At 72.0% G+C, this 24,512-nt stretch carries 21 protein-coding genes and 2 tRNA genes; 5 read left to right on the top strand and 18 right to left on the bottom strand.

The genetic code is table 11. The annotated features are described in order from the left end of the window. Window positions 1–146: 146 nt before the first annotated feature. Window positions 147–2,021, bottom strand: coding sequence for a translation elongation factor 4 (lepA, locus tag ACZ3ZD_RS07180; protein WP_467394424.1), 1,875 nt, complete (start codon window positions 2,019–2,021; stop codon window positions 147–149). A 225-nt stretch (window positions 2,022–2,246) separates the two neighbouring features. On the opposite strand from lepA, the gene rpsT reads away from it, so the two are divergent. Beyond that, window positions 2,247–2,513, top strand: coding sequence for a 30S ribosomal protein S20 (gene rpsT / locus ACZ3ZD_RS07185; RefSeq protein ID WP_467394425.1), 267 nt, complete (start codon window positions 2,247–2,249; stop codon window positions 2,511–2,513). A 459-nt stretch (window positions 2,514–2,972) separates the two neighbouring features. On the opposite strand, the gene holA is transcribed toward rpsT, so the two are convergent. From holA to leuS, 7 genes are all read right to left on the bottom strand, one after another. Beyond that, window positions 2,973–3,962 (bottom strand): DNA polymerase III subunit delta, encoded by a 990-nt coding sequence (gene holA / locus ACZ3ZD_RS07190; RefSeq protein WP_467394426.1) that lies wholly within the window; start codon window positions 3,960–3,962, stop codon window positions 2,973–2,975. Window positions 3,963–4,159: 197 nt separating this feature from the next. Beyond that, window positions 4,160–4,405, bottom strand: coding sequence for a hypothetical protein (locus tag ACZ3ZD_RS07195; protein WP_467394428.1), 246 nt, complete (start codon window positions 4,403–4,405; stop codon window positions 4,160–4,162). Window positions 4,406–4,648: 243 nt separating this feature from the next. Beyond that, window positions 4,649–7,399 (bottom strand): ComEC/Rec2 family competence protein, encoded by a 2,751-nt coding sequence (locus ACZ3ZD_RS07200; RefSeq protein ID WP_467394430.1) that lies wholly within the window; start codon window positions 7,397–7,399, stop codon window positions 4,649–4,651. Next, the gene (locus tag ACZ3ZD_RS07205; protein WP_467394432.1) at window positions 7,396–8,523 is read right to left on the bottom strand and encodes a ComEA family DNA-binding protein; all 1,128 of its coding nucleotides are present in this window, start codon (window positions 8,521–8,523) and stop codon (window positions 7,396–7,398) included. Before ACZ3ZD_RS07205 ends, ACZ3ZD_RS07200 begins: the two co-directional genes overlap by 4 nt. 151 nt (window positions 8,524–8,674) lie before the next feature. Continuing rightward, window positions 8,675–9,520 carry a DegV family protein gene (locus ACZ3ZD_RS07210; RefSeq protein WP_467394434.1) on the bottom strand — a complete coding sequence of 282 codons (846 nt, stop codon included), beginning with the start codon at window positions 9,518–9,520 and terminating at the stop codon, window positions 8,675–8,677. A 72-nt stretch (window positions 9,521–9,592) separates the two neighbouring features. Beyond that, window positions 9,593–10,270 (bottom strand): hypothetical protein, encoded by a 678-nt coding sequence (locus tag ACZ3ZD_RS07215; protein WP_467394436.1) that lies wholly within the window; start codon window positions 10,268–10,270, stop codon window positions 9,593–9,595. Window positions 10,271–10,407: 137 nt separating this feature from the next. Continuing rightward, window positions 10,408–13,290, bottom strand: coding sequence for a leucine--tRNA ligase (gene leuS, locus ACZ3ZD_RS07220; protein WP_467394438.1), 2,883 nt, complete (start codon window positions 13,288–13,290; stop codon window positions 10,408–10,410). Window positions 13,291–13,703: 413 nt separating this feature from the next. Here leuS and ACZ3ZD_RS07225 point away from each other — a divergent pair, with 413 nt between their 5' ends. Continuing rightward, complete coding sequence (locus tag ACZ3ZD_RS07225) at window positions 13,704–14,987, top strand: cytochrome b/b6 domain-containing protein (protein WP_467394440.1); 1,284 nt, start codon at window positions 13,704–13,706, stop codon at window positions 14,985–14,987. Beyond that, window positions 14,984–16,594, top strand: coding sequence for an NADH-ubiquinone oxidoreductase-F iron-sulfur binding region domain-containing protein (locus tag ACZ3ZD_RS07230; RefSeq protein ID WP_467394442.1), 1,611 nt, complete (start codon window positions 14,984–14,986; stop codon window positions 16,592–16,594). The genes ACZ3ZD_RS07225 and ACZ3ZD_RS07230 overlap by 4 nt, the downstream gene beginning before the upstream one ends. A gap of 150 nt (window positions 16,595–16,744) precedes the next feature. Here the strand turns inward: ACZ3ZD_RS07230 and ACZ3ZD_RS07235 are convergent. Beyond that, a tRNA-Ala gene (locus tag ACZ3ZD_RS07235) sits at window positions 16,745–16,817 on the bottom strand. 117 nt (window positions 16,818–16,934) lie between these two features. Between ACZ3ZD_RS07235 and ACZ3ZD_RS07240 the strand changes: the two genes are divergently transcribed. Then, complete coding sequence (locus ACZ3ZD_RS07240) at window positions 16,935–18,137, top strand: glycosyltransferase 87 family protein (protein ID WP_467394444.1); 1,203 nt, start codon at window positions 16,935–16,937, stop codon at window positions 18,135–18,137. Here the strand turns inward: ACZ3ZD_RS07240 and ACZ3ZD_RS07245 are convergent. From ACZ3ZD_RS07245 to ACZ3ZD_RS07285, 9 genes are all read right to left on the bottom strand, one after another. Further along, window positions 18,127–18,360, bottom strand: coding sequence for a hypothetical protein (locus ACZ3ZD_RS07245; RefSeq protein ID WP_030653820.1), 234 nt, complete (start codon window positions 18,358–18,360; stop codon window positions 18,127–18,129). The two genes, ACZ3ZD_RS07240 and ACZ3ZD_RS07245, sit on opposite strands and share 11 nt — an antisense overlap. A 3-nt stretch (window positions 18,361–18,363) precedes the next feature. Then, the gene (locus tag ACZ3ZD_RS07250) at window positions 18,364–18,537 is read right to left on the bottom strand and encodes a hypothetical protein (RefSeq protein ID WP_014672673.1); all 174 of its coding nucleotides are present in this window, start codon (window positions 18,535–18,537) and stop codon (window positions 18,364–18,366) included. A gap of 333 nt (window positions 18,538–18,870) precedes the next feature. Next, window positions 18,871–18,943 (bottom strand) — tRNA-Ala (locus ACZ3ZD_RS07255). 92 nt (window positions 18,944–19,035) lie between these two features. Next, the gene (locus ACZ3ZD_RS07260; protein ID WP_467394446.1) at window positions 19,036–19,704 is read right to left on the bottom strand and encodes a histidine phosphatase family protein; all 669 of its coding nucleotides are present in this window, start codon (window positions 19,702–19,704) and stop codon (window positions 19,036–19,038) included. Continuing rightward, window positions 19,704–20,147: a ribosome silencing factor gene (gene rsfS, locus ACZ3ZD_RS07265; protein ID WP_467394448.1), complete on the bottom strand. Its 444-nt coding sequence runs from the start codon at window positions 20,145–20,147 to the stop codon at window positions 19,704–19,706. The genes ACZ3ZD_RS07260 and rsfS overlap by 1 nt, the downstream gene beginning before the upstream one ends. A gap of 129 nt (window positions 20,148–20,276) precedes the next feature. Continuing rightward, on the bottom strand, window positions 20,277–22,037 hold the full coding sequence (locus ACZ3ZD_RS07270) for an LCP family protein (RefSeq protein WP_467394450.1): 1,761 nt from the start codon (window positions 22,035–22,037) through the stop codon (window positions 20,277–20,279). Window positions 22,038–22,053: 16 nt separating this feature from the next. Beyond that, window positions 22,054–22,743 (bottom strand): nicotinate-nucleotide adenylyltransferase, encoded by a 690-nt coding sequence (nadD, locus tag ACZ3ZD_RS07275; protein WP_467394452.1) that lies wholly within the window; start codon window positions 22,741–22,743, stop codon window positions 22,054–22,056. A gap of 56 nt (window positions 22,744–22,799) precedes the next feature. Beyond that, window positions 22,800–22,964: a hypothetical protein gene (locus ACZ3ZD_RS07280; protein WP_030345028.1), complete on the bottom strand. Its 165-nt coding sequence runs from the start codon at window positions 22,962–22,964 to the stop codon at window positions 22,800–22,802. 167 nt (window positions 22,965–23,131) lie between these two features. Then, entirely contained in the window at window positions 23,132–23,296 is a 165-nt protein-coding gene (locus tag ACZ3ZD_RS07285; RefSeq protein ID WP_467394455.1) for a hypothetical protein, read from the bottom strand. A gap of 100 nt (window positions 23,297–23,396) precedes the next feature. Here ACZ3ZD_RS07285 and ACZ3ZD_RS07290 point away from each other — a divergent pair, with 100 nt between their 5' ends. Further along, window positions 23,397–24,482, top strand: a complete 1,086-nt coding sequence (locus ACZ3ZD_RS07290; protein ID WP_467394457.1) for a M48 family metallopeptidase — start codon at window positions 23,397–23,399, stop codon at window positions 24,480–24,482. Window positions 24,483–24,512: the final 30 nt, after the last annotated feature.

Below are 24,512 nucleotides of genomic sequence, written 5' to 3' on the forward strand. Positions count from 1 at the left end.
AAGGGCCGGCCGGCCGCTGCGTAAGGGGCTTCCGCCTGTCACTTTCCCCTCAGCGTGACGCCGCGTACGCGCGGGGGCCCGCCGCACTTTCGCACGACGGGCCCCCACATGCCCGGTTTGCGGGCGTGACCGGTTGTTACCTCCGGTTACTTCTTGCCCTTGACCGACCCCGCGCTGTCATCGCTGGAGAGCACCGCGATGAAGGCCTCCTGCGGAACCTCCACGGAACCCACCATCTTCATCCGCTTCTTGCCTTCCTTCTGCTTCTCCAGCAGCTTCCGCTTACGGGAGATGTCACCGCCGTAGCACTTGGCGAGGACGTCCTTGCGGATGGCGCGGATGGTCTCGCGGGCGATCACCCGGGAGCCGATGGCGGCCTGCACCGGCACCTCGAAGTTCTGCCGCGGGATCAGCTCCTTGAGCTTGGCGACGAGCCGCACGCCGTACGCGTACGCCTGGTCCTTGTGGGTGATCGCCGAGAAGGCGTCCACCTTGTCGCCGTGCAGCAGGATGTCGACCTTCACGAGGCTGGAGGACTGCTCGCCCGTCGGCTCGTAGTCCAGCGAGGCGTATCCGCGCGTCTTGGACTTCAGCTGGTCGAAGAAGTCGAAGACGATCTCCGCGAGCGGCAGCGTGTAGCGGATCTCGACGCGGTCCTCGGAGAGGTAGTCCATGCCGAGCAGCGTGCCGCGCCGGGTCTGGCACAGCTCCATGATCGCGCCGATGAACTCGGTGGGCGCCAGGATCGTCGCCCGCACGACCGGCTCGTACACCTCGTCGATCTTCCCCTCGGGGAACTCGCTCGGGTTGGTGACCGTGGCCTCCGTGCCGTCCTCCATGATCACGCGGTAGACCACGTTGGGGGCGGTGGCGATCAGGTCGAGGCCGAACTCGCGCTCCAACCGCTCCCGGATCACGTCCAGGTGCAGCAGGCCGAGGAAGCCGACGCGGAAACCGAAGCCGAGGGCGGCGGAGGTCTCCGGCTCGTAGACCAGCGCGGCGTCGTTGAGCTGCAGCTTGTCCAGCGCCTCGCGCAGCTCCGGATAGTCCGAGCCGTCCAGCGGGTACAGGCCCGAGAAGACCATCGGCTTCGGGTCCTTGTAACCGCCGAGCGCCTCGGTGGCGCCCTTGTGCTGGCTGGTGACGGTGTCACCGACCTTGGACTGGCGGACGTCCTTCACACCGGTGATGAGGTATCCCACCTCACCCACGCCGAGGCCGTCCGCCGGCAGCATCTCGGGCGAGCTGACGCCGATCTCCAGCAGCTCGTGGGTGGCGTTGGTCGACATCATCCGGATGCGCTCGCGCCTGTTGAGCTGGCCGTCGATGACACGGACGTACGTCACCACACCGCGGTAGGAGTCGTACACCGAGTCGAAGATCATCGCGCGGGCGGGCGCGTCGGCGACCCCGACCGGCGCCGGGATCTCCTTGACGACCTTGTTCAGCAGCGCGTCCACACCGAGACCGGTCTTCGCGGAGACCTTGAGCACGTCCTCCGGGTCACAGCCGACCAGGTTCGCCAGCTCCTCGGCGAACTTCTCCGGCTGGGCGGCCGGAAGGTCGATCTTGTTCAGCACCGGGATGATCGTGAGGTCGTTCTCCATCGCCAGGTAGAGGTTGGCGAGGGTCTGCGCCTCGATGCCCTGGGCGGCGTCGACGAGGAGGATGGTCCCCTCGCAGGCGGCGAGCGACCGCGAGACCTCGTAGGTGAAGTCGACGTGCCCCGGGGTGTCGATCATGTTGAGGATGTGGGTCGTGCCCTGGTCGGGGCCCTCGGACGGGGCCCAGGGCAGACGCACCGCCTGGGACTTGATCGTGATACCGCGCTCGCGCTCGATGTCCATCCGGTCGAGGTACTGAGCACGCATCTGCCGCTGCTCGACCACACCGGTCAGCTGGAGCATCCGGTCGGCGAGCGTGGACTTGCCGTGGTCGATGTGCGCGATGATGCAGAAGTTGCGGATCAGAGCCGGGTCGGTACGGCTCGGCTCGGGCACATGGTTAGGGGTCGCGGGCACGCAGGGTCCTGTCTCTTGAGGCGCCTTATGCCTCGGGTCGGATCGTTACGTAGTCTCCATGGTCCCACGGGCAGGGACCGGGGGCCGTTTTGGGCCGTCCGGAGGGCCACTGGTACTGTAGATGGCTGTGCCTCATGCCCTCTCAGCGCGAGGCGCGACAGAAAAGTCTGAATCACCGGTACGGGACCCGAGCGGCCCCGTGCCTGAACCTGAAAAGGCTCCTTCGTGGCGAACATCAAGTCCCAGATCAAGCGGATCAAGACCAACGAGAAGGCCCGGCTGCGCAACAAGGCCGTCAAGTCCTCCCTGAAGACCGCGGTCCGCAAGGCCCGTGAGGCCGCTGCCGCGGGTGACCTCGAGAAGGCCACCGAGCTGCAGCGCGCTGCCGCGCGTGCGCTCGACAAGGCCGTCTCCAAGGGCGTCATCCACAAGAACCAGGCCGCCAACAAGAAGTCGGCGCTTGCTTCCAAGGTCGCTTCCCTCAAGGGCTGAACCTCTCTGATCTGATCGCCGGAAGGACCCAGAGCGGGCCCTCTCTCATCCGCTCCCGTCCGGCGCCCACGAGCCTGTTCGCGGCCTGCGTTCGCCACGCGGGAACGGGCTCACCAGCTTGGTCCGAGGCCCCGGCGCCCTCCCTTCCCCAGGGTGGGCGGCGGGGCCTTCGGCATGACCGGCCCCGACGCCTGCTCCAAGACGCCGACGCCTGCGCGAAGAGACCGACGCCTGCTCGACGGCGCTGGCGCGTGTCGGTGATCGCGTCCAGCCCCTTGAAGTCACCCGGCAGCCGGTGCGTGTGCCGGGCAGGAGACGCGTGGCGGACGAGGGTCGCGTGCGGGTGCGGGTGCGGGTGCGGGTGCGGCCACGGTGATCAACCCCGCGCCGATCCGTCGGCCCCGTACGACCGCCGCCTGGGCTTCGCCTCGTCGGCGGCCCCGCCGCCACGGCCCTCGATCAGCCCCGGCCTCTGGACCGCGCGGCCCGGGCGATCGTCACGACCGCCTTCTCCAGGGCGTACTCCGGGTCGTCGCCCCCTCCCTTCACTCCCGCGTCCGCCTCGGCGACGGCCCTGAGCGCCACCGCGACCCCGTCCGGAGTCCATCCCCGCATCTGCTGCCGCACCCGGTCGATCTTCCAGGGCGGCATGCCCAGCTCGCGTGCCAGATCGGCCGGCCTGCCGCCCCGGGCCGAGGACAGCTTCCCGATCGCCCGCACGCCCTGCGCCAGCGCGCTGGTGATCAGCACCGGCGCCACGCCCGTCGCCAGCGACCATCTGAGCGCCTCCAGCGCCTCCGCGGTGCGCCCCTCCACGGCCCGGTCGGCGACCGTGAAGCTAGAGGCCTCGGCCCGGCCCGTGTAGTACCGCCCGACGATCGCCTCGTCGATCGTCCCCTCCACGTCGGCGACGAGCTGCGAGACCGCCGAGGCCAACTCCCGCAGGTCGCTGCCGATGGCGTCGCAGAGCGCCTGGCACGCCTCGGGTGTGGCCGACCGCCCGGAGGAGCGGAACTCCCCCCGCACGAAGGCCAGCCGGTCCGCCGGCTTGGTCATCTTCGGGCAGGCCACCTCCCGCGCCCCCGCCTTGCGCGCGGCATCGAGCAGCCCCTTGCCCTTGGCACCGCCGGCGTGCAGCAGCACCAGCGTGATCTCCTCGGCGGGCGAACCGAGGTACGCCTTCACGTCCTTGACCGTGTCGGCGGACAGGTCCTGCGCGTTGCGTACGACCACGACCTTGCGCTCCGCGAAGAGCGACGGGCTGGTCAGCTCGGCGAGGGTGCCGGGCTGCAGCTGGTCCGGGGTCAGGTCACGTACGTCCGTGTCGGCGTCGGCGGCCTTGGCGGCGGCCACCACCTCCTGCACGGCACGGTCGAGCAGGAGGTCCTCCTGGCCCACGGCGAGCGTCACCGGGGCGAGAGGGTCGTCATTCGCAGTCTTCCTGGCCATCGCCTACAGCATCCCACGCGACACTGACATCGAAGCGGCCCCGGCACCCTGACCGGTCCCTGAGGTGGGCCTTAGGGGGCGGGCAGACGGGCGGGCGCGAGCCCTGGACCGGCGGGCGCGAGCCCGAGTTCAGGGGACGAGGATCGGGCTGAGGTCGGGTCACAGGACCCAGCACGGGCGCAGATCGGGCTCGGGGGTCACGGCTCCTCGCGCCAGCCGTCCCACTCCCCCGCGAACGCGTCCAGCTCGGCGGGGTCCAGCCGCTCGTCCTCGTCCCGCAGGACCACGAGCCACTGGGCGTCCTCGGCGTCGTCCTCACCGGCCAGGGCGTCCCGGACGAGCCGGGGTTCCTCGTCGACCCCGAACCGCTCCCGGAGCGCCTCGGCCGCCTCCTCGGCGGCATCGCGGTCGGGCAGCACCAGCACATGTCTCACATCGCTCACGGGCCCATTCTCCGGCACCGGGAACACGGCGAAGCAGCCGTCGCAGAGCCGGAGGCCACGCCGGGACCAGGCCGTATCAGCCGGGCACGTCGGGGCTGCGCACCGTGGGCACACGGCTCAGCCCGGTCCCGAAGTTCTCCCGGTAGGCCGTCAGTACCTCGTCGTCCGTCTCCGGCTCCCGTGTCTCCCGGGCACCGTCCCGCGAGCAGCTCCCTCTTTCGGCTCCGGCCGGCGTCGCGGGACCTAGTCCTCCCTCGTCACCTGTATCCGGCCCCCGCTCCCTCCCGTCCCGGTGACCGCGAGGGCGCCGTCGCGGTCGGTGCTCAGGACCGTCGCGCCGTCGGCCCGCAGCGCGGCCATGGTCGCCGGTGCCGGGTGGCCATAGGGGTTGCCGGCGCCGGCGGAGACGAGTGCCACCCGGGGTGCCGCGAGGTGTATCAGCTCCGGGCTCTGGAAGGCCGAGCCGTGATGGGCCACCTTCAGAACGTCCACTCCGGCCAGGTCGGCCGCCGCCGGGGTCCGCAACAGCGCCTCCTGGGCCGGTGGTTCGAGGTCCCCGAGCAGCAGCAGCCGCAGCCCACCGGTGCGGACGAGCAGCGCGACGCTGGCATCGTTCGGACCGTCCGGCTCGTACAGGGCACCAGGCTGGTGGAGGGCACCCGGCTGGGTGCGCTGCCGCGGGGGCCACAGGACACGCCAGGTCAGGGGTCCGGTGCGCCGCTCCTCGCCCGCTACGGCCGTCGTGACCGGGATGTGCCGTGCGGCCGCCTGCCTGCGGACGGACTCCGCCTGGTCCGCCGGCTCCGCGAGTCCCGTCGTCTCGATCGCGGCCACCGAGCGGCCCCGCAGGACACCGGGCAGACCCGCTACATGGTCGGCGTGGAAGTGGGTGAGGACGAGGAGGGGGATGCGGGTGATGCCCAGCCGGTGCAGGCAGTGGTCGACCAGCGCCGGATCGGGTCCGGCGTCCACGACCACCCCGGCGCCCTCACCCGCCGCCAGCACGGTCGCGTCCCCCTGACCGACGTCGCACATCGCGAACCGCCAGCCCGGTGGCGGCCAGCCCGTGATCACCCGCGTCAGCGGCGCCGGCCGTGTCACCAGCAGCACGACCAGCACACCGAGCAACCCGCACCACACCGGGCGCCGCAGCAGTCTCCGGCCGGTCAGGACGACGGCCACGGTGACCACCGCGAGCGCCAGCGCCCCCGGCCAGCTCCCGGGCCAGTCCACTCCCGCGCCGGGCAGCGCCGCGCCGGCCCGGGCGACCCCGGCGATCCACCCGGCCGGCCAACTCGCGCACCAGGCGAGCCCCTTGGCCGCCGGCATCGCCCACGGTGCCGTCGCGAGCGCCGCGAACCCCAGCACCGTCGCCGGTGCCACCGCCACCTCGGCCAGCAGGTTGCACGGCACCGCCACCAGGCTCACCCGGGCCGACAGCACCGCCACAACCGGCGCGCACACCACCTGCGCGGCTGCGGCCGCCGCCAGTGCCTCAGCGAGCCGCGGGGGCACCCGGCGCCGCCTCAGCGCCTCGCTCCAGCCCGGCGCGATCACCAGCAGCGCGCCGGTGGCCAGCACGGACAGCAGGAAGCCGTAACTGCGGGCCAGCCACGGGTCGTACAGCACCAGCAGCAGGACGGCCGTGGCCAGTGCCGGTACCAGGGACCTGCGGCGTCCGGTGGCCAGGGCGAGCAGCGCCACCGCACCGCAGGCGGCGGCCCGCAGCACGCTGGGGTCGGGCCGGCAGACGATCACGAAGCCCAGCGTCAGCGCGCCCGCGAGCAGCGCCGTCGCCCGTAGGGAGAGTCCCAGGCGGGGGGCCAGGCCCCGGCGCTCGACCCGCTGGGCCAGGCCGGGCGGCCCGATGAGCAGCGCGAGCAGGACGGTGAGGTTGCTGCCGGAGACGGCCAGTGTGTGCGCCAGGTCCGTCTCCTCGAAGGCGTGGTCCAGCTCGGGCGTGATCCGCGAGGTGTCCCCGACGACCAAGCCGGGAAGCAGCGCCCGTGCGTCGCCGGGCAGGTCTTCGGTCGCTTCCCGCAGGCCCGCTCTGAGCCGTCCCGCCAGCCGTTGCGGTCCGCTCGGTCCCGCCACGATCCGTGGCTCCGGCCGGCCGCGCACCCGCAGCACGGCCGCGGTCCGGTCACCGCCCGTCAGCGCGGGGGCCAGCCGACCGGCCACCCTCAGCCGTGTGGACGGCAGCAGCCCGAGCCAGGCGGCCCGCCCGGCCGTCGGTCCCTGTCCGGCGGGGGCCGGCGGACCCCCGGGGCTTCCAGCCGTTCCCCTCTCTTCCGGGGCCGGGACGTCCGGGTCGACGATCAGCAGCACGGGCGTGCGGGTCCGCATCCGCCTTCCGTCGGCCTCTTCGACGTTCCGCACCTCGGCCCGCGCCAGCACCGCCACGGGCGCCGCGTGATCGCCGCTCACGTGGGGCCTGCTCAGCCAGGGATCACCGGTCATCTCGATCTCGGCGGTCACGGTCGCGAACCGCCGGGCCAGCTCGGGCACCGGCCCGCGCCGGACGTCGGCCCCGTGCAGTCCGGCGGAGGCGGCTGCGGCGGCGACGCAGAGCAGCACCGCGGCGACGGCGGGCCGCGCCCACCGGAAGCGACCACGCGCCCACCCGGGCCGTCCCGGCCAGCCCTCTCGCCGCACGCCTCCGACGGCTACCCCGGGTCCGGTCACGGCCTGCCCGGCGCTCACCGCGCCCTGGCGAGCAGGGCGTCTCGACCGGCCCGGCCACCCGCCCCGCACACCCTGCCCGCCCCCTGCCGGTCGCCGCACCGACAGCAGGGCCAGCCCGCTGACCAGGCAGCCGACGGCGGTCGCGGCGGTCCAGGTCGCGGAGGTGTCCAGGGTCAGGGCCGCCGTGGCCCAGGCCGCGAGCGCGGGTGGCACCAGGCGCAGGTCCATGGGGCCGTCCGCGCCGGTGTGCGGTGGCCCGCCCTGCCCGGCTGAGGAGCGCGGTTCGGCGTGGTCGAGCGCGCGGCTCATGGCCGTACCAGTTCGCGCAGGTCGGTGAACCGGCGGTCGCCGATGCCGTTCACCTCGCGCAGCTCGTCCACCGAGCGGAAACCGCCGTGCTGGGTGCGGTAGTCGATGATGTGCCGGGCCAGTACCGGTCCCACTCCGGGCAGGGTGTCGAGCTGGTCCACGGTGGCCGTGTTGAGGGAGACCGGCGCTGCCGGACCGGTGCCGGTGGATCCGGAGAGCGGGGCCGCCGCCGGGCCGGGCGGAGCGGCGGCCCCGGCGGGGGTGCCGACGACGACCTGTTCGCCGTCGACCAGGAACCGGGCGCGGTTGAGCCCTTCCGTGTTCACGCCCGGCCGGACCCCGCCCGCCGCCCGGAGCGCGTCGGCCACCCGGGCACCGGCCGGCAGCCGTCGGATCCCCGGTTCGCGGACCTTTCCGCTGACGTCCACGACGATCTCCGCGCCCGGTGTCGCCGGCGTGCTCACGGCCGGTCCGGTCTTCGCCCCCTTGCCCTTCCCGGCGAACGGCGTCTGGGCGTGCACCGCCTGGGGGGCGCTCACCGACTGGGGCCGAGCGGCCCAGAAGTGCTGCACGGCGAGGACGGCGGCGGCCACGAGGACCACCGCGAGCGCCACGACTGAGCGCCGCTCGACCCCGTACCGTGCCTGCAGCCACACCGGCATGCGCTCGCGCAGCGCCAGCCCGGCCCGCTCCCGCCAGTCCGGACTCGCGGGTGCCTCCGGATCCGACGGCCGCACCGTGCCGGCCGGTTCGGACCGCGCGATGCCGTCCGGATCCGGGGCACTCGCGGTCGTTGCCCCGCCCGGGGGCGCGGTCGGCGGTGCCGTGGTCAGCGTCCTCGTCGTGCTCGGCCCCGGTGCCGGGTCCGTCACCGTCGCCGTCGGTGTGCTCGCCGGCCGCTCCGGGACCGGCGGTGCGTTCCCGGACTCCCGCCACTGCACGGCGCGTTCACCGAAGAGGAGGTCCGCGCGGCGGCGCAGTTCCTCCGCCGGTGCGGGCGGGCGGTGGCGGGCACCGCGCGGGCGGGGGGTGTGCCTGTGGTGACGGAGGCGGCCGTCGGAGGTGATGCCACGGCCGGGGCCACTGGTCGGCGTTGCCGTGCGTGAGCGGGATCGAAGTGCCATGCGACGAGGATGGAACATGTCGCCACATCGCGATGATCTTGGTGGATTTCCGTGGATGACCGGCCGGTTGCGGAAAACTCCGCCACCCGTACGAGTGAAGCCCGTGGACGCCGGGGACCAAGTGGCCGGGCCGGGCCGGGGATTGCCGGTGTCAGCGGGGCGAGACGACCGCGCCCAGCAGTCCGGGCCCGGTGTGCGCCCCGATCACCGCTCCGACCTCGCTGACGTGCAGGTCGGCCAGGCCCGGGACACGTGCCCGCAGACGGTCGGCGAGTGCGGTGGCGCGGTCGGGGGCGGCGAGGTGGTGGACGGCGATGTCGACCCCGGCGCTGCCCGCCCGCTCCGCGGCCAGCTCCTCCAGGCGGGCGATCGCCCTGGACGCCGTACGGACCTTCTCGAGCAGCTCGATCCGGCCGCCCTCCAGCTGGAGCAGCGGCTTGACGGCGAGCGCGGAACCCAGCAGCGCCTGCGCGGCGCCGATGCGGCCCCCGCGGCGCAGATAGTCGAGGGTGTCGACGTAGAAGTAGGCGGACGTGCCCGCCGCCCGTTTCTCGGCGGCCGCGACGGCCTCGTCGATCGTGCCGCCCGCCTCGGCGGTCTCGGCCGCGGCGAGCGCGCAGAAGCCGAGCGCCATGGCGACCATCCCGGTGTCCACGACCCGCACGGGCACCGGTGCGTCGCGCGCCGCGAGGACCGCGGCGTCGTAGGTGCCGGACAGCTCGGCGGACAGGTGCAGGGAGACGATGCCCTCCGCGCCGGACTCGGCGACCCTGCGGTAGGTCTCCGCGAACACCTGCGGGCTGGGGCGGGAGGTGGTGACGGAGCGCCGCTTCTGCAGCGCCTGGGCCAGGGAGCGGGTGGAGATCTCGGTGCCCTCTTCGAGGGCTTGATCGCCGAGGACCACGGTCAACGGGACCGCGGTGATGCCATGGCGTTCCATCGTCCGGGGCGGCAGGTAGGCCGTTGAATCGGTAATGATCGCGACATGGCGGGACATGAGCTGGAGGTTACCTGGCGTAGTACCCGTGCGGCAGCCCGGCCCCTGCGCCGTGGTGGAGGAGCGACCCGCTCATGTGGTGCTCTCGGGACGGGGTTTCTTCTGCCACGGATACGCGGGGCGCCAGGCGGGCGGGGCGATCGCGTCGGGAGCGGGCTGCGCGGCGCCGGGCCCGGAAGTCCCGGGCCGGGTCTGGCCGGCGTCGGCCCGCGTCCAGTGGCGCAGGGCGCCGGCCTCGATGTCGATCTGGGCGCTGAGGGAGCCGAGATCGTCGTCGGCGAAGCGGCGGGCCCGGTCGTGGACGGCCCAGCGCAGGGAGTCCGCGGATGAGGTGATCCGCTCGGTGCGGCCGCGCAGCCCGGGCAGGCGTTCGGCGAGCGTGGCCCGGTCCGGCTCGGACTCCAGGCGCTTGAGGTCGGCGTCCAGCTCGTGGCCGTGCGCGCTGAGGCGCTCGAAGAGGGCGAGGGACTCCTTCAGCGACTCGTCCTCGGCCGCGCCCGCGTGCAGCGCGTCCTGTGTGGCGCGCATGGAGGTCCGCAGCGCGAGCCGCAGCTGGGCGATCTCGCCGGCCGGCCCGGTCTGCGCGAAGGACCTGGCTCGCAGGGTGTGGTCCTCGACCGTGCGGCGGGCCTGCGCGATGGTCCGGTCCACATTGCGCTTGGCGGCGCCGACGGCCTTGACCGTGGCGTACGCGCCGAGCCCGACGAAGAGCAGGAAGAGCAAGGCGAAGACGGCCAACACTACGTCCATGACGCTCCTCCTCCGGCCGGTACGGCACAAGCCGCTGTGCTCTCCACGGTAAACGCTGCGGGCAGGCCCGGAGTTCCGGAAGAACCCCGAACCTGCCCGTAGGGGACTACCCCGAGCCGGTGGAAAGCAGCCGGTTCCTATGCGGGAACGATGTTGACCAGCTTGGGCGCCCGCACGATCACCTTGCGGATGCCCGCGCCGTCCAGTGCCGCGACGACCTTCTCGTCGGCCAGCGCCACCTTCTCCAGCTCCTTCTCGGAGATGGCCGGCGGCACCTCCAGCCGGGCCTTGACCTTGCCCTTGATCTGGACGACGCAGGTCACGGTCTCGTCCACGACGTAGGCCGGGTCGGCGACCGGGAAGTCCCGGTGGACGACCGAGTCGGTGTGGCCCAGCCTGCGCCACAGCTCCTCGGCGATGTGCGGGGCCAGCGGGGCCACCATCAGCACCAGCGGCTCGGCCACGGACCGCGGCAGCGCACCGCCGGCCTTGGTCAGGTGGTTGTTCAGCTCGGTGACCTTGGCGATGGCGGTGTTGAAGCGCAGGCCCTCCAGGTCCTGGCGCACGCCGTCGATCGCCTTGTGCAGGGCGCGCAGGGTCTCCTCGTCGGGCTCGGCGTCGGTCACGGTGACCTCGCCGGTGGCCTCGTCGACGATGTTGCGCCACAGCCGCTGCAGCAGCCGGAACTGGCCGACCACCGCGCGCGTGTCCCACGGGCGGGAGACGTCGAGCGGGCCCATGGCCATCTCGTACAGGCGCAGCGTGTCGGCGCCGTACTCGGCGGCGATCTCGTCCGGAGTCACCGCGTTCTTCAGGGACTTGCCCATCTTGCCCAGCAGCCGGGAGACCTGCTCGCCCTGGTGGTGGTAGGCGCCGTCGCGCTCCTCCACCTCGGCGGCCGGCACCGCGATGCCACGGCTGTCGCGGTAGACGTAGGCCTGGATCATGCCCTGGTTGAACAGCTTGTGGAACGGCTCCGCGGAGGAGACGTGCCCCAGGTCGTACAGGACCTTGGACCAGAAACGCGCGTACAGCAGGTGCAGCACGGCGTGCTCGGCACCGCCGACGTACAGGTCGACACCGCCGTGCGGCAGGCCCTCGCGCGGGCCCATCCAGTACCGCTCGACCTCCGGGTCGACCAGCTTGCGGTCGTTGTGCGGGTCCAGGTACCGGAACTCGTACCAGCAGGACCCGGCCCAGTTGGGCATGGTGTTGGTCTCGCGGCGGTACTTGCGGGGGCCGTCGCCCAGGTCCAGGGTGACGTTGACCCATTCCTCGTTGCGCGACAGCGGCGTCTCGGGCTGGGTGTCGGCGTCGTCGGGGTCGAAGGTGCGCGGGCTGTAGTCCTCGACCTCGGGCAGCTCCAGCGGCAGCATCGACTCGGGCAGCGCGTGGGCGGTGCCCTCCTCGTCGTAGACGATCGGGAAGGGCTCGCCCCAGTACCGCTGACGGCTGAACAGCCAGTCGCGCAGCCGGAAGTTGACGGTGCCCTCGCCGATGCCCCGGCGCTCCAGCCACTCGGTGATGCGCGCCTTGGCCTCGACCACGCCCAGGCCGTTCAGCCGTACATCGTCGCTGTCGGAGTTGACGATCTTCGCATCGTAGGAGACGAAGGCGTCGTCCCAGGTGGCCGGGTCGGTGCCGCGGCCGTCGGTCGGCTCGACCACGCAGCGGATCGGCAGCTCGAAGGCGCGCGCGAAGGCGAAGTCGCGGGAGTCGTGACCCGGGACGGCCATGATCGCGCCGGTGCCGTAGCCCATCAGGACGTAGTCGGCGATGAAGACCGGGACCTGCTCGCCGTTGACCGGGTTGGTCGCGTAGGCGCCGGTGAAGACGCCGGTCTTGTCCTTGGCCTCGGCCTGCCGCTCGACGTCGGACTTCGAGGCGGCCTGCGCGCGGTAGGCGGCGACGGCCTCGGCCGGGGTGGCGTGGCCGCCGGTCCACACCTGGTGCGTGCCCTCGGGCCACGCCTCGGGGGTGAACTTGTCGACCAGCGGGTGCTCGGGCGCCAGCACCATGTAGGTCGCGCCGAACAGGGTGTCGGGGCGGGTGGTGAAGACCGTGATGCGCTCGCCGTCGATCGGGAAGTCGACGCGGGCGCCCTCGCTGCGGCCGATCCAGTTGCGCTGCTGCAGCTTGATGGCCTCGGGCCAGTCCAGCTCCTCCAGGTCCTCCAGCAGCCGGTCGGCGTAGGCGGTGATGCGCATGTTCCACTGGCGCAGCTTGGCCTTGAAGACCGGGTAGTTCCCGCGCTCGGAACGGCCGTCGGCGGTGACCTCCTCGTTGGCCAGCACGGTGCCCAGGCCCGGGCACCAGTTGACGGGCGCGTCGGAGGCGTAGGCCAGGCGGTACTCGCCCAGGACGTCGGCGCGCTCGGCGGCGGTCAGCTCGCTCCACGCGCGCGTGGTGCCCGGAATCGCGCGCTCACCGGACTCGAACCGGGCGATCAGCTCGGAGATCGGGCGGGCCCGGCGGGCCTCCTCGTCGTACCAGGAGTTGAAGATCTGCAGGAAGATCCACTGGGTCCACTTGTAGTACTCCGGGTCGATCGTGGCGAACGACCGGCGCTTGTCGTGGCCCAGGCCCAGCCGGCGCAGCTGGGACTTCATGTTCTCGATGTTGGCCTCGGTGGACACGCGCGGGTGCGTGCCGGTCTGCACGGCGTACTGCTCGGCGGGCAGGCCGAAGGCGTCGAAGCCCAGGGTGTGCAGGACGTTGTGGCCGGTCATGCGCTGGAAGCGGGCGTAGACGTCGGTGGCGATGTAGCCCAGCGGGTGGCCGACGTGCAGACCCGCGCCCGAGGGGTACGGGAACATGTCCATGATGAACTTCTTGGGCTTGGCGACCAGCTCGGGGTCGCCCGCCAGGTCACCCTTGGGGTTCGGCGCCGCGTAGGTGCCGTCGGCGTCCCAGAAGTCCTGCCAGCGTGCCTCGATCTGGGCTGCCATGGCGGCCGTGTAGCGGTGCGGCGCGGCCTCCGCCGACGTGGCGGCGGTGGCAGCGGGGTTCGTCTCGCTCATGATCCTCAAAGCTCCATCGATCGTCTCTGCCTGCGGCTGTCGAAGAAACGAAAAATCCCCTCGCACAGGAGGGGACGCCGCGCCGATGTCGACCTCACGGCTGGACCGGGGTCGGTACTGATCAGCGCGGCCCGCTAAGCAGAAGGCGTACGGCACGCATGGCGCTAGGGTACCGCAGCCCTTGAGCAAGCGGCGACGCGCTTCCGTATCCCTGATGGACATGTCACGAAGCCCGCCCGGAACTGAACAGAGGTCAGCAATTACTTCGCGTACCGTCCCCTAACGGGACACCGCCCTCAGTCGCATTGTCCGTTGATAACAACGCAATAACTCAAACCCCGTACTGATCGGTATGGCTCCACTTAGAGTGCGGCAGCGGGACCGCTTTCCCGAAACTGCTCGGAGTTGCCCCCATGAACCCTCGTCGTAGTACCAGCTCGCTCCCCAAACCCGGCCGCTCGGCCTATGGGGTGGCGTCCGCTGTCATCCTGCTGCTCATACCCGTGGCCGTCCTGGTCGGAGGCAGCCAGTTCCGCGACTTCCTGAACTTCGGCGCGGGCGTGCTGTCCCTCGTCTCGCTCAGCTGCTCGGTGATCTGGGGCCTGTTCGCACAGGACCGGATCTTCCTGAACACGCGGCAGCGGATCATCGGTCAGGCGGTGCACCGGACGACCGCGGTCGCCTCGATCGCGTTCCTGCTGCTGCACATCACCACCAAGATCGCGCTCGGGCACACGCAGCTGATCGCCGCGATCATCCCGTTCTCGCTCGGCGTCACCGGGATCGCCGGCCTGATCGGACTGGGCTCGCTCGCGGGCCTGCTGATGGTCTTCGTCGGCATCACCGGCGCCCTGCGCAGCAACTTCGCCACCCCGGCCCCGGTCGCCGCCCGCTGGCGGGCCATGCACATGCTGGCCTACCCGGCCTGGTGCGCGGCGTTGATCCACGGACTCTACGCGGGTCGCTCCGCCAAGCCGGTCTTCGTGATCCTCTACAGCCTGTCCCTGCTCGGCGTGATGGGCGCCCTCGCGCTGCGGGCCGCACCGCGCCCGGTCAAGCGCAGGGTCGCCGACCGCCTGGTGGCCCTGTTCGGCAGCTCGGAGCGGTCCGTGCTGGACGACCTGGACGCGAGCCGCTCCCGGGTGGCCGAGTCGGCGCTGCCCGGCTTCGAGAGCCGGCGCGAGCCCAGGCAGGCCCCGGCGGACACACGGGTGGCCCCGCTCTACCAGACCCCGGCCGCCCCGGCCGGCGAGCCCGCCTCCGGCTTCGCGGCGGCCTACCGCGCGGTCTCCACGCCGGGCCGCCCGCAGCAGCCCTTCGCGCCCGACCAGACCGCCCGCATGGACCTCACGACGGATCTGCTGGCCACCGAGGCCCTCCCGCGCGTGGACGGCCCCTCCAGCACCTCGGGCAGCTGGCCGATCCCGTCCCCGCCGCCGGTCGGCGAGGCCCCGCCGTCCGCGTACGACCCGCTCCAGGACACCGGATACACCATCCCGGTCTATGGCAATCCGGGCGCCGCCGGATACGGCGGAAGTGACGTGTACGACACCGGTGAGACAAACGGCCTCTATGGCACGTACAACCCGACTGACACGTTCAACAGCGGTCCCGCCACCGAAACGCTGCCCGGCTCGTCCTACGAGGCACCGGGCTCGGGCGAACCTTGGAACACGCCTTCCGGAGGCTTTAAGTGAACGAGGCCCTGCCCGACGTCCCCGAAGTCCGCGTCGTCGGACTTCCCCAGCTCACGTCGGGCTTCGACCTTGTGGAGCGGCTCGATCTGCCCATGCACCTGAAGGTGCACGGGCCGCTCGACCCGCTGGGCGGCGAACAGCTCGCCCAGCTCGCCGAAAGCATCAACCTCAAGGGCCGCGGCGGCGCCGGCTTCCCCTTCCACAGGAAGCTGCGCTCGGTCGCCGAGTCGGCGATCAAGCGCGGGGTACGGCCGGTCGTCGTGGTCAACGGCAGCGAGGACGAGCCCGCCTGCCGCAAGGACACGGTGCTGATCAACCGTGCCCCGCACCTCATCCTGGACGGCGCGCTGCTGTGCGCCGAGGCGCTCGGCGCGCGCACCCTCGTCATCGGCGTCACCCGGGAGTCCACCCAGCGCTCGATGGAGGCCGCGCTCGCCGAGCGAGGTCTGAGCAACAGCCGTAGGTCGGCGCTCCGCGCGTGGGTGCAGCGCAATCCGGTGCGCATGGTCACCGGCGCCGCCGCCTCGCTGATCCGCTCCGTCGACGGCGGCCCCGCGATCCCGCCCGGCCGCAAGATCAGCGCCTCGCAGAGCGGCGTCGGCGGCGCGCCCACGCTGCTGTCGAACGCGGAGACGTTCGCGCAGCTGGCCATCGCCGCCCGCATCGGCCCGGAGCGCTACGGCAACACCGGCCTGTACGACGAGCCGGGCACCGTGATGCTGACCGTGTCCGGCGCGGTCGCCCGCCCGATGGTGATCGAGGTCCCCACGGGCGTGCCGCTGCGCTACGTACTGCAGCTGGCGGGCGCCCCGCCGGTGCCGCAGGGCGTGCTGACCGGCGGCTACCACGGCAAGTGGATCGACGCGGCGACCGTCAACGAGGCGATCGTCTCCCGCAACTCGCTGGACGCGGTGGGCGGTTCGCTGGGCGCGGGCGCGATCCTGCCGATCAGCCAGGAGACGTGCCCGCTGGGCGAGTCGCTGCGGGTCGCGCAGTGGCTGGCGGAGGAGAGCGCCGGCCAGTGCGGGCCCTGCTACCTCGGCCTGCCCGCCGCCGCGCGCGGCCTGGAGGACATCCTGGGCGGCGGCGGACCGGCCGCCCTGGAGGCGCTGAAGCAGGTCGCGAAGAACGTGAAGCGGCGCGGGGCGTGTTCGCACCCGGACGGCTCGGCGATGTTCCTGGAGTCGACCATCAAGGCGTTCACCGACGACCTGGCCGCACACGTCCTCGGAAACGGCTGCGGACGGCCCGTGGAGGGCGTTCTGCCGCTCTTCGAGGGGGGCAGGGCACCCACGGGCGTCCCGGGCGGCGCGGAGCCCGAGCAGAGCGGCGCGAGCCGCCAGAAGATCCACGTCGACTGGACGCTGTGCCGGGGCCACGGGCTGTGCGCGGACATCCTGCCGGAGGTGTTCGAGCTCGGCGCCGACGGCTTCCCGACCGTCGCCCAGGCGCAGGTGCCGCGGTACGCGGAGGCGAAGGCGCTGCGCGCGGTGCGCCGCTGCCCGGCGCTCGCCCTGCGGCTCGAGGAGGACACGCGCGGCCAGGCGCCGTCGCGCAACCTGCCGGTCCTCTCCCAGGGCCGCGGCCGGCGGGCCCTGGGCCGCTGAACGCGAGGACGCGGCGGGCCACCCGGTTTCGGGTGGCCCGCCGTTCCGCTCACGCGCGCGTGGCACGCGTTCCGGAGGCGTCGCCCGCAACACTGTCCCGCAACACGCCGAAGGCGGACCATCCGCAGGATGATCCGCCTTCGATGTCTGTGGAGCTAAGGAGAATTGAACTCCTGACCTCCTGCATGCCATGCAGGCGCTCTACCAACTGAGCTATAGCCCCTCGTTGTGTCCCCCGGGTTCCCCCGGCGACGACGTAAACATTACAGGGCCTCCAGTGCAGCACCAAATCGATTCCCTCCTCGCCCCGATCAGGGCGCTAATGTCACCTTTCGTGCCCATGATCGCGTTCCCCGCCGCCCTCCGCCGGACGCCGGTCGCCCTGGGGGCGTGCCTGCTGTCGTTCACGGCGTTCTGCGCCGCTCAGCGGGCAGCACGCGTGTCGATGGTCGACCTGATGGTCTACCGGGCCGAGGGAGCCGCCGTGCGCGCGGGCGGCGACCTGTACGCGCTGCGCGCGACGGCCGCGCACCTGCCCACCACCTACCCGCCGTTCGCCGCCCTGCTGTTCACCCCGCTGCCCCTGCTGGACACCGCGCTCCTGCGCGTGCTGGCGACGGCCGGGAACCTGGCGCTGCTGGTGGTCTTCGTACGGCTGTCGCTGAAACTCGTCGGCCACGCGCGCGGGGAGGCCGCCTGGTGGGTCGCGGCGTCGGCCGTGTGGTGCGAACCGGTGTGGACGACCCTGCGCTACGGCCAGATCAACCTGCTGCTGGCCGTCCTGGTGCTGTGGGACCTGACCCGCCGCCCCGCCGGCGGGTACGACCGCTGGTCGGGGGCCGGTCTCGGACTCGCCGCGGCGGTCAAGCTGACGCCCGCGCTGTTCCCGGTGTTCCTGCTCGCCACGGGTGTCACGGCCCGCCTCGGGGGCGGCGACGGCAGGCCGTGGCTGCGCCACGCGCGCGGGGCGGCCGTCGCGTTCACCGGGGCCACGCTGCTGGCGGCGGCCGTACTGCCGTACGACTCCTGGCGGTTCTGGACGGACATGGTGTTCCGCGCGGACCGGGCCGGATACGCCGAGGAGACCGCCAACCAGGCTCTGCGCGGCGTTCTGGCCCGCCTCCTGCACACGCCCGACCCGGGAGCCCTCTGGGGGGTCTGCGCGGCCCTGACGGCCGTCCTGGGGCTCGGCGTGGCCGTGCGGGCGGAGTTGTGCGGGCGGCGGCCCTGGGCGGTGTGCGCGTGCGCGGTCACCGCCCTGCTGATCAGCCCGGTGTCCTGGACCCACCACTGGGTGTGGTGCGTACCGCTGGTGCCGCTGCTGTGGACGCGCGGGCACCGGACGGCGGCCCTGTGCACCCTGCTGGTCTTCTGCTCGTACGCCCCGTGGTGGGTGCCGCACGGCCCCGACCGGCCGGAACTGCACCTCACGGGGGCGGAGTTGGGGCTCTCGGCCGTCTACGGAGGGATCGGTGCGCTCTTCCTCGCGCTGGCCCGGACATCGTTGCCGAGGACCGACGGCGAGGTCCGTGTCAGGCCGTGACGAACTGGTAGAACCTCTTGAGCGTGCAGTGCTCCTCCAGGAGGCGGCCGTAGATCGGCTCGCCCTCCAGCTCCCGGTACGTCTCGATCGGGTCGCCTTTTATGATCAGCGCCCGCGCGCACTCCTCGCACCAGTACTGGTAGTCGGGATTGATCGGCTCCATGTCGCGGACGATCGGAGTACCGCTCCCGCACCAGTCGCACTTTCGCCTGTGTGCACCCATCGATCAGCTCCAGCTGTGGCCGCAGGCCGTGCACACGTAGGAGATTCCGCCGTTGTCGCCGAGGACTTGCGCCACGTGCGCGGAACCGCAGGAAGGGCAGCTGAGCCGGGTGGTCGTATCCCGTATCAAAGCCGCACCGAGGAGGTGGCCGACCTCCTCGAGGATGCTCGCAGGCATCGCTTACTCCCTCCCGTCGGGCCGCGTCCCCTTCCGGCCGTTTGATTCTGCCACGGCCGGACCAATACGGTCAGCGACGCCTCAGTACCAGTCCGGACACGGCCCCCGTCGCAGCCGGCGCCCAGGCGCTTGCCGGGAACGCCTCCGCGGACGTATACGCGTGCCGGACGCCGAACGACTCAAGACGGTTCGGGAACAGTGTGCCGGAGGCCGCCACCCCGATCAGCCGCCCGAGTCGGGCGACCGCCGCCGGCCGAACACAGAAGATCCCGCCCCCTGCGGGGACGGGATCTTCATCACCGATCCTTGACAACTCGACAGAGTGTCGATCAGTGGAGCTAAGGAGAATTGAACTCCTGACCTCCTGCATGCCATGCAGGCGCTCTACCAACTGAGCTATAGCCCCTCGCGTTCTTCCCGCTCGGCGGGGCGAACAAGAAGAACTTTAGCCTGTGACCTGCCGGAAAGTGAAATCCGGGGTCGGGAGCCGCGGGACGCTCAGTCGTCGTCGCCGAGGACCGGCTCGGGGAGGGTGCCCGCGTTGTGCTCCAGCAGGCGCCAGCCGCGGGCGCCCTCGCCGAGCACGGACCAGCAGCAGTTGGAGAGGCCGCCGAGGCTCTCCCAGTGCCCGGCCTCCAGGCCGAGGAGGCGGCCGATGGTGGTGCGGATGGTGCCGCCGTGGCTGACGACGACGAGGGTGCCGTCCTCGGGCAGCTTGTCGACGTGCCGCAGCACGACAGGGGCGGCGCGGTCGGCGACCTCGGTCTCCAGTTCGCCGCCGCCGCGGCGGACGGCCTCGCCGCGCTTCCAGGCGGCGTACTCCCCGCCGAAGCGGGCGATGATCTCCTCGTGCGTCAGCCCCTGCCAGACGCCCGCGTAGGTCTCCCGCAGGCCCTCGTCGCGGGTGACCTCCAGCCCGGTGAGGGCGGCCAGCTCGGCAGCCGTGTCCGCGGCCCGCTGCAGGTCCGAGGAGATGATCGCGTCGGGCCGCAGGGAGGCGAGCAGCCGCGCGGCGCGGCGGGCCTGGCCCAGGCCCGTCTCGGTCAGCTCGACGTCCGTGGTGCCCTGGAAGCGGCGCTGAACGTTCCACGAGGTCTGGCCGTGCCGCCAGAGGATGATGCGGCGGCCCCGGCCCCTGCGGTCGGTCACCTCGCCGGTGGCGCTCATCACCACTCCCCGTCCGGCTCCTGGTCGGCCTCGGCGGCCTGCGTCCTGGCGTGCTCCTCGGCCTTGCCGCGGGTGGCCTTGGCGTCGGCGGGCAGGTCCAGCTCGGGGCAGTCCTTCCACAGCCGCTCCAGGGCGTAGAAGACCCGCTCCTCGCTGTGCTGGACGTGGACGACGATGTCGACGTAGTCGAGCAGGATCCAGCGGGATTCGCGGTCGCCCTCGCGGCGGACCGGCTTGGCGCCGAGCTCCTTCTGCAGGCGCTCCTCGATCTCGTCGACGATGGCCTTGACCTGGCGGTCGTTCGGCGCGGAGGCCAGCAGGAAGGCGTCCGTGATCGACAGTACGTCGCTCACGTCGTAGGCGATGACGTCGTGGGCGAGCTTGTCGGCCGCCGCCTGGGCGGCGGTGGTGATGAGCTCAAGGGAACGGTCGGTGGCGGTCACTACATGGCTTTCCGTCGGCGGTCGTTTGACATCAAGGGTCTCACGGCCCGCACGGCGCACCCCACGTGAATACACCGGGCACGTGGGGTGCCCCCCGGCCGCGCTCCCGCGTGGGGAGGCGGCTCGGGGTCAGGAGGAGGACGGCTTGTAGTCGCTGCCGAGGACCACCGAGACGTCGGCGCCGGAGGAGACGCTGCCCCTGGCCACGGAGCCGGCGGGCAGGCCGAGGGTCTTGGCGACCTCGGTGGCGTTCGCCTTGTCGGCGGTGTCCGCGTAGAGCACCTTCGAGGTGGCCCGGGTGCCGGGGGCGCTGCCGCCCTCCAGGAAGGTGAAGCCGCCGTTGAGGAGCACGACGCGGGCCTTCTCGGTGTCGTCCTTCACCCCGGTGGCGTTCTGCACGGAGACCCGGACCGCGGAGCCGGCGGCGGGGCTCCTGGCGGTGCCGCCGAGGATGTCCTTCACCACGCTGTCGCTGGTCCGCGCGCTGAGGGTGCCGTCGGACTGCACGGGCAGCAGGGCGGTCCTGTAGTCGCCGCTCTTGGCGAGGTCGGCGAGCTTGGCGAGGAAGGCGCCGAGGTCCTTGTCGGTGAGCGGTGGGTCGAGGATCTGCGCGAGGGTCTGCACGGTGGTGGTGGCGGACGACGGGTCGGAGGACATCTTGCGCAGCACGCCCTGCATGACCTGGCCGAACCGCTCCAGCTGGGCGTTCTGGGACTCGCCGGCGGCGCGGTAGGTGGCGTAGGCGACGGCCATCTTGCCGCTGAGGGTCTGGTCCCGGCCCTGGTGGACGAGCGGTGCGGCGCCCTTCTTCCCGGCGTCCGGGTCGGGCACGTCCGTGTTGGTGTCGATCTCGATGTTGCCGACGAGTTCGACGAGGTTCTGCAGGTAGGGGGTGTCGAGGCGCCAGGTGCCCTGGATGCTGGTGCCGAGGACGGTGTCGAGCTGGTCGCGGGTGCCGGAGGTGCCGTCGTCGTCCACGGACTTGGCGAGGGTGGTGGTGGAGCCGTCGTCGTCGGTCAGCGCGAGGGAGTTGGGCAGCAGGACCGTGGTGCCCTGCTTGGTGGTGGTGTTGTCGACCAGCAGCGCCGTGGAGGTGCCGCCCTTGCCGGTGTTGTGCAGGTGGACGACGAGTACGTCGCGTTTCTGGGCGGCGACGGGTGTGGCGCTGCCGGCCTTGCTGCCGGAGGAGGACAGGCCGGGCAGCTTTCCCGCGAACCAGAGGTAGCCGGCACCGCCGACCGCGACGAGGGCGACGACGACAAGGAGGGCGACGATCCGGCTGCGGGCGCGGCGGCGGGCCTCCTCGCGGCGCTCGGTGCGGTTCTCGGTGAACTTCAGCCAGTCGATGACGTCCTCGGAGTCGCCGTCCGGCTCCTCGACGAAGGCGAACTGCTCGGTGCGGTAGTCCGCCTCGCCCGACGCCGGCCCGGTGTCCTGCGGGGGCTCGGTGTCCTGCGGGGCCCGGGTGTCCGCGGGCGGGCCGGCCTGCTGCGGGATGTAGGCGGTCTGCTCGGCGACCCGGGGCTGCTGTCCGCTGTTCGCGGCCTGCCCGTAGGGGTCGTAGGCCGTGGTGTCCTGGGCGCCGGTGGCGTACGGGTCGTACGGGGCCTGCGCGCCGTAGGGGTCGTAGGCGGGCCGGCCGGAGTCGTAGGCGGCGGCCTGCTGCTGGCCGGTGGTGTAGGGGGAGTCCGACGGCTGCTGGCCGGTGGTGTAGGGGTCGTAGCCGTAGCCCTGCTGCTGGGTGTACGGGTCGTAGGCGGCCTGCTGGGCCTGGGGAGCCTGCTGTGCCGGGACCTGCCGGTACACGGGCTGCCCGTACTCGTCGTAGCCGACGACTTCGTACGGGCCGGCGCCGTAGCCTGCGTCACCCGCGTCGTATCGGTCGTTCACCGGTGCCCCTCTCGGCTCACTCGCCGCCGCGGTACAGCTCGCGCTTGTCGATGTAGCGCACGACTCCGTCCGGCACCATGTACCAGATGGGGTCTCCCTTGGCGACTCTCGCCCGGCAGTCCGTGGAGGAGATGGCGAGCGCCGGCACCTCCACGAGCGAGACGCCGCCTTCCGGCAGGCCGGGGTCGGTCAGGTGGTGGCCGGGGCGGGTGACGCCGATGAAGTGCGCGAGGGAGAACAGTTCCGCCGAGTCGCGCCAGGTCAGCAGCTGGGCGAGGGCGTCGGCGCCGGTGATGAAGAAGAGGTCGGTGTCCGGGTTGAGGGCACGCAGGTCGCGCAGGGTGTCGACGGTGTAGGTGGGGCCGCCGCGGTCGATGTCGATGCGGCTGACGGAGAACTGCGGGTTCTCGGCGGTCGCGATGACCGTCATCAGGTAGCGGTCCTCGGCCGGGGAGACCTTGCGGTGGGACTTCTGCCAGGGCTGGCCGGTGGGGACGAACACCACCTCGTCCAGCTGGAACTGCGCGGCGACCTCGCTGGCCGCCACGAGGTGCCCGTGGTGGATCGGGTCGAACGTTCCGCCCATGACGCCCAGGCGCCGTTTGCCCGTGTGGGCGGGGCCGTTGCCCGGGCCGTACTGCGGGTGCGTCACCGTGTCGTCGGGCGTCTCGTGCGCCGGACCGGTAGGCATGTCCTGCTCTCCCATGCGTGCAGACCCTACCGGCCCGGTCTCGGGCGTCCGGCCGGGGACGGGGTCCCCGGTCAGCGGTCGCGGTTGAAGCGCGTGGTGATCCACAGCAGCAGGAGCAGGATGACCAGGGCGCCGCCGCCGGTGACGGCCGGGTTCAGGCTGTTGTGGTTTCCGCCGTGCTCCCCGCCCTCGGCGGCGAGGGTGACCAACTGGGCTGCGGCGCTGTGGAAGCTCATCTTCGGCAGGACCTATCGCGTGTGGGCGGAACAAGAATGTCGGCTCATCGTAAGCGGGCGGTCGTACGGCGATCACGCCGACTCCGCCGTTGGGGACCGGGGACGCCGGCGGCCCGGCCGCGGCGGAGATCACCGGCCGTGTGCCGGAGGGGAACTTTCCCCGCGCGTCAGTCGTCTTTCCGCTTGTAGCCGCGCAGCAGGAACCACGCGGTCAGTACACAGCCGAGGACCATCACGATCAGCACGATCCGGAGCAGGTTTCCCGTTCCGTGCTGCTGGACGGCGCTCGAGGCGGCCTCGGTCAGCCATGCGGCTGCGGGGTGGTGCTCCATGTGGACTCCTTCGGGTGTACTGCCCGTCCACGGTATCTCCGCCTAGGCTGGGCCTCGCCTCGGGGGCACGGTGGGCACTCATACACACATGGGGGAAGACATGTCCGACGACGGCCGGCGGGACACGGGGCACGAGTCGGTGCCGAGCAGGCAGCGCAGGCGCTTCCCCGGGATCTCCACGCGGGCGTACGAGCACCCGGCCGACCGCTCGGCCCTGGTGGCGCTGCGCAGGCTGAGCGGGTTCGACACGGTCTTCAAGGCGCTCAGCGGGCTCCTTCCGGAGCGGAGTCTCAGGCTGCTGTTCCTGTCGGACTCGGTGCGGGTCTCCGAGCGGCAGTTCTCGCACCTGCACGCCATGCTGCTGGACGCCTGCTACATCCTGGACCTGGAGAAGGTCCCGCCGATGTACGTCACCCAGGACCCGCAGCCGAACGCGATGTGCATCGGCCTGGACGAGCCGATCATCGTGATCAGCACGGGCCTGGTGGAGCTGCTCGACGAGGAGGAGATGCGGGCGGTCGTCGGGCACGAGGTGGGGCACGCGCTGTCCGGACACGCGGTCTACCGGACCGTCCTGCTGTTCCTGACGAGCCTCGCGCTGAAGGTCGCCTGGATCCCGCTGGGCAACCTCGCGGTCATGGCGATCGTCACGGCGCTGCGGGAGTGGTTCCGCAAGTCGGAGCTGTCCGCCGACCGGGCGGGCCTGCTGGTCGGCCAGGACGTCCGGGCCTCGATGCGGGGCCTGATGAAGATCGCGGGCGGCAACCATCTGCACGAGATGAACGTGGACGCGTTCCTGGAGCAGGCCGAGGAGTACGAGTCGGGGGGCGATCTGCGCGACTCGGTGCTGAAGATCCTCAACGTGCTGCCCCGCTCGCACCCGTTCACCACGGTGCGGGCCGCCGAGCTGAAGAAGTGGGCCGAGTCCCGGGACTACCAGCGGATCATGGACGGCCACTACGCGCGGCGCAGTGAGGACAAGGACACCTCCGTCGGCGACTCCTTCCGCGAGTCGGCGGCCAGCTACGCGAGCGATGTGAAGGGTTCCAAGGACCCGCTGATGAAGCTGGTCACGGACCTCGCGGGCGGCGCGGGCGACCTGGGCGACCGGGTCCGCCGGGGCTTCGACGGCTTCCGGAGCCCGCCGCCGGCCAAGGGGGACACCCCGGGCGGCGCCGAGGAGTAGGCGAGCAGCATCACCGGGCCCGGGCGGGCG

Source organism: Streptomyces sp. NPDC023481 (assembly GCF_055560195.1).

Coding starts and splice junctions, on each gene's coding strand:
- holA (WP_467394426.1), bottom strand. CDS start 3,962: ATGGCCAGGAAGACTGCGAATGACGACCCTCTCGCCCCGGTGACGCTC.
- ACZ3ZD_RS07200 (WP_467394430.1), bottom strand. CDS start 7,399: ATGAGCCGCGCGCTCGACCACGCCGAACCGCGCTCCTCAGCCGGGCAG.
- ACZ3ZD_RS07205 (WP_467394432.1), bottom strand. CDS start 8,523: ATGGCACTTCGATCCCGCTCACGCACGGCAACGCCGACCAGTGGCCCC.
- ACZ3ZD_RS07210 (WP_467394434.1), bottom strand. CDS start 9,520: ATGTCCCGCCATGTCGCGATCATTACCGATTCAACGGCCTACCTGCCG.
- ACZ3ZD_RS07215 (WP_467394436.1), bottom strand. CDS start 10,270: ATGGACGTAGTGTTGGCCGTCTTCGCCTTGCTCTTCCTGCTCTTCGTC.
- leuS (WP_467394438.1), bottom strand. CDS start 13,290: ATGAGCGAGACGAACCCCGCTGCCACCGCCGCCACGTCGGCGGAGGCC.
- ACZ3ZD_RS07225 (WP_467394440.1), top strand. CDS start 13,704: ATGAACCCTCGTCGTAGTACCAGCTCGCTCCCCAAACCCGGCCGCTCG.
- ACZ3ZD_RS07240 (WP_467394444.1), top strand. CDS start 16,935: ATGATCGCGTTCCCCGCCGCCCTCCGCCGGACGCCGGTCGCCCTGGGG.
- ACZ3ZD_RS07245 (WP_030653820.1), bottom strand. CDS start 18,360: ATGGGTGCACACAGGCGAAAGTGCGACTGGTGCGGGAGCGGTACTCCG.
- ACZ3ZD_RS07250 (WP_014672673.1), bottom strand. CDS start 18,537: ATGCCTGCGAGCATCCTCGAGGAGGTCGGCCACCTCCTCGGTGCGGCT.
- ACZ3ZD_RS07260 (WP_467394446.1), bottom strand. CDS start 19,704: ATGAGCGCCACCGGCGAGGTGACCGACCGCAGGGGCCGGGGCCGCCGC.
- nadD (WP_467394452.1), bottom strand. CDS start 22,743: ATGGGAGAGCAGGACATGCCTACCGGTCCGGCGCACGAGACGCCCGAC.
- ACZ3ZD_RS07280 (WP_030345028.1), bottom strand. CDS start 22,964: ATGAGCTTCCACAGCGCCGCAGCCCAGTTGGTCACCCTCGCCGCCGAG.
- ACZ3ZD_RS07285 (WP_467394455.1), bottom strand. CDS start 23,296: ATGGAGCACCACCCCGCAGCCGCATGGCTGACCGAGGCCGCCTCGAGC.
- ACZ3ZD_RS07290 (WP_467394457.1), top strand. CDS start 23,397: ATGTCCGACGACGGCCGGCGGGACACGGGGCACGAGTCGGTGCCGAGC.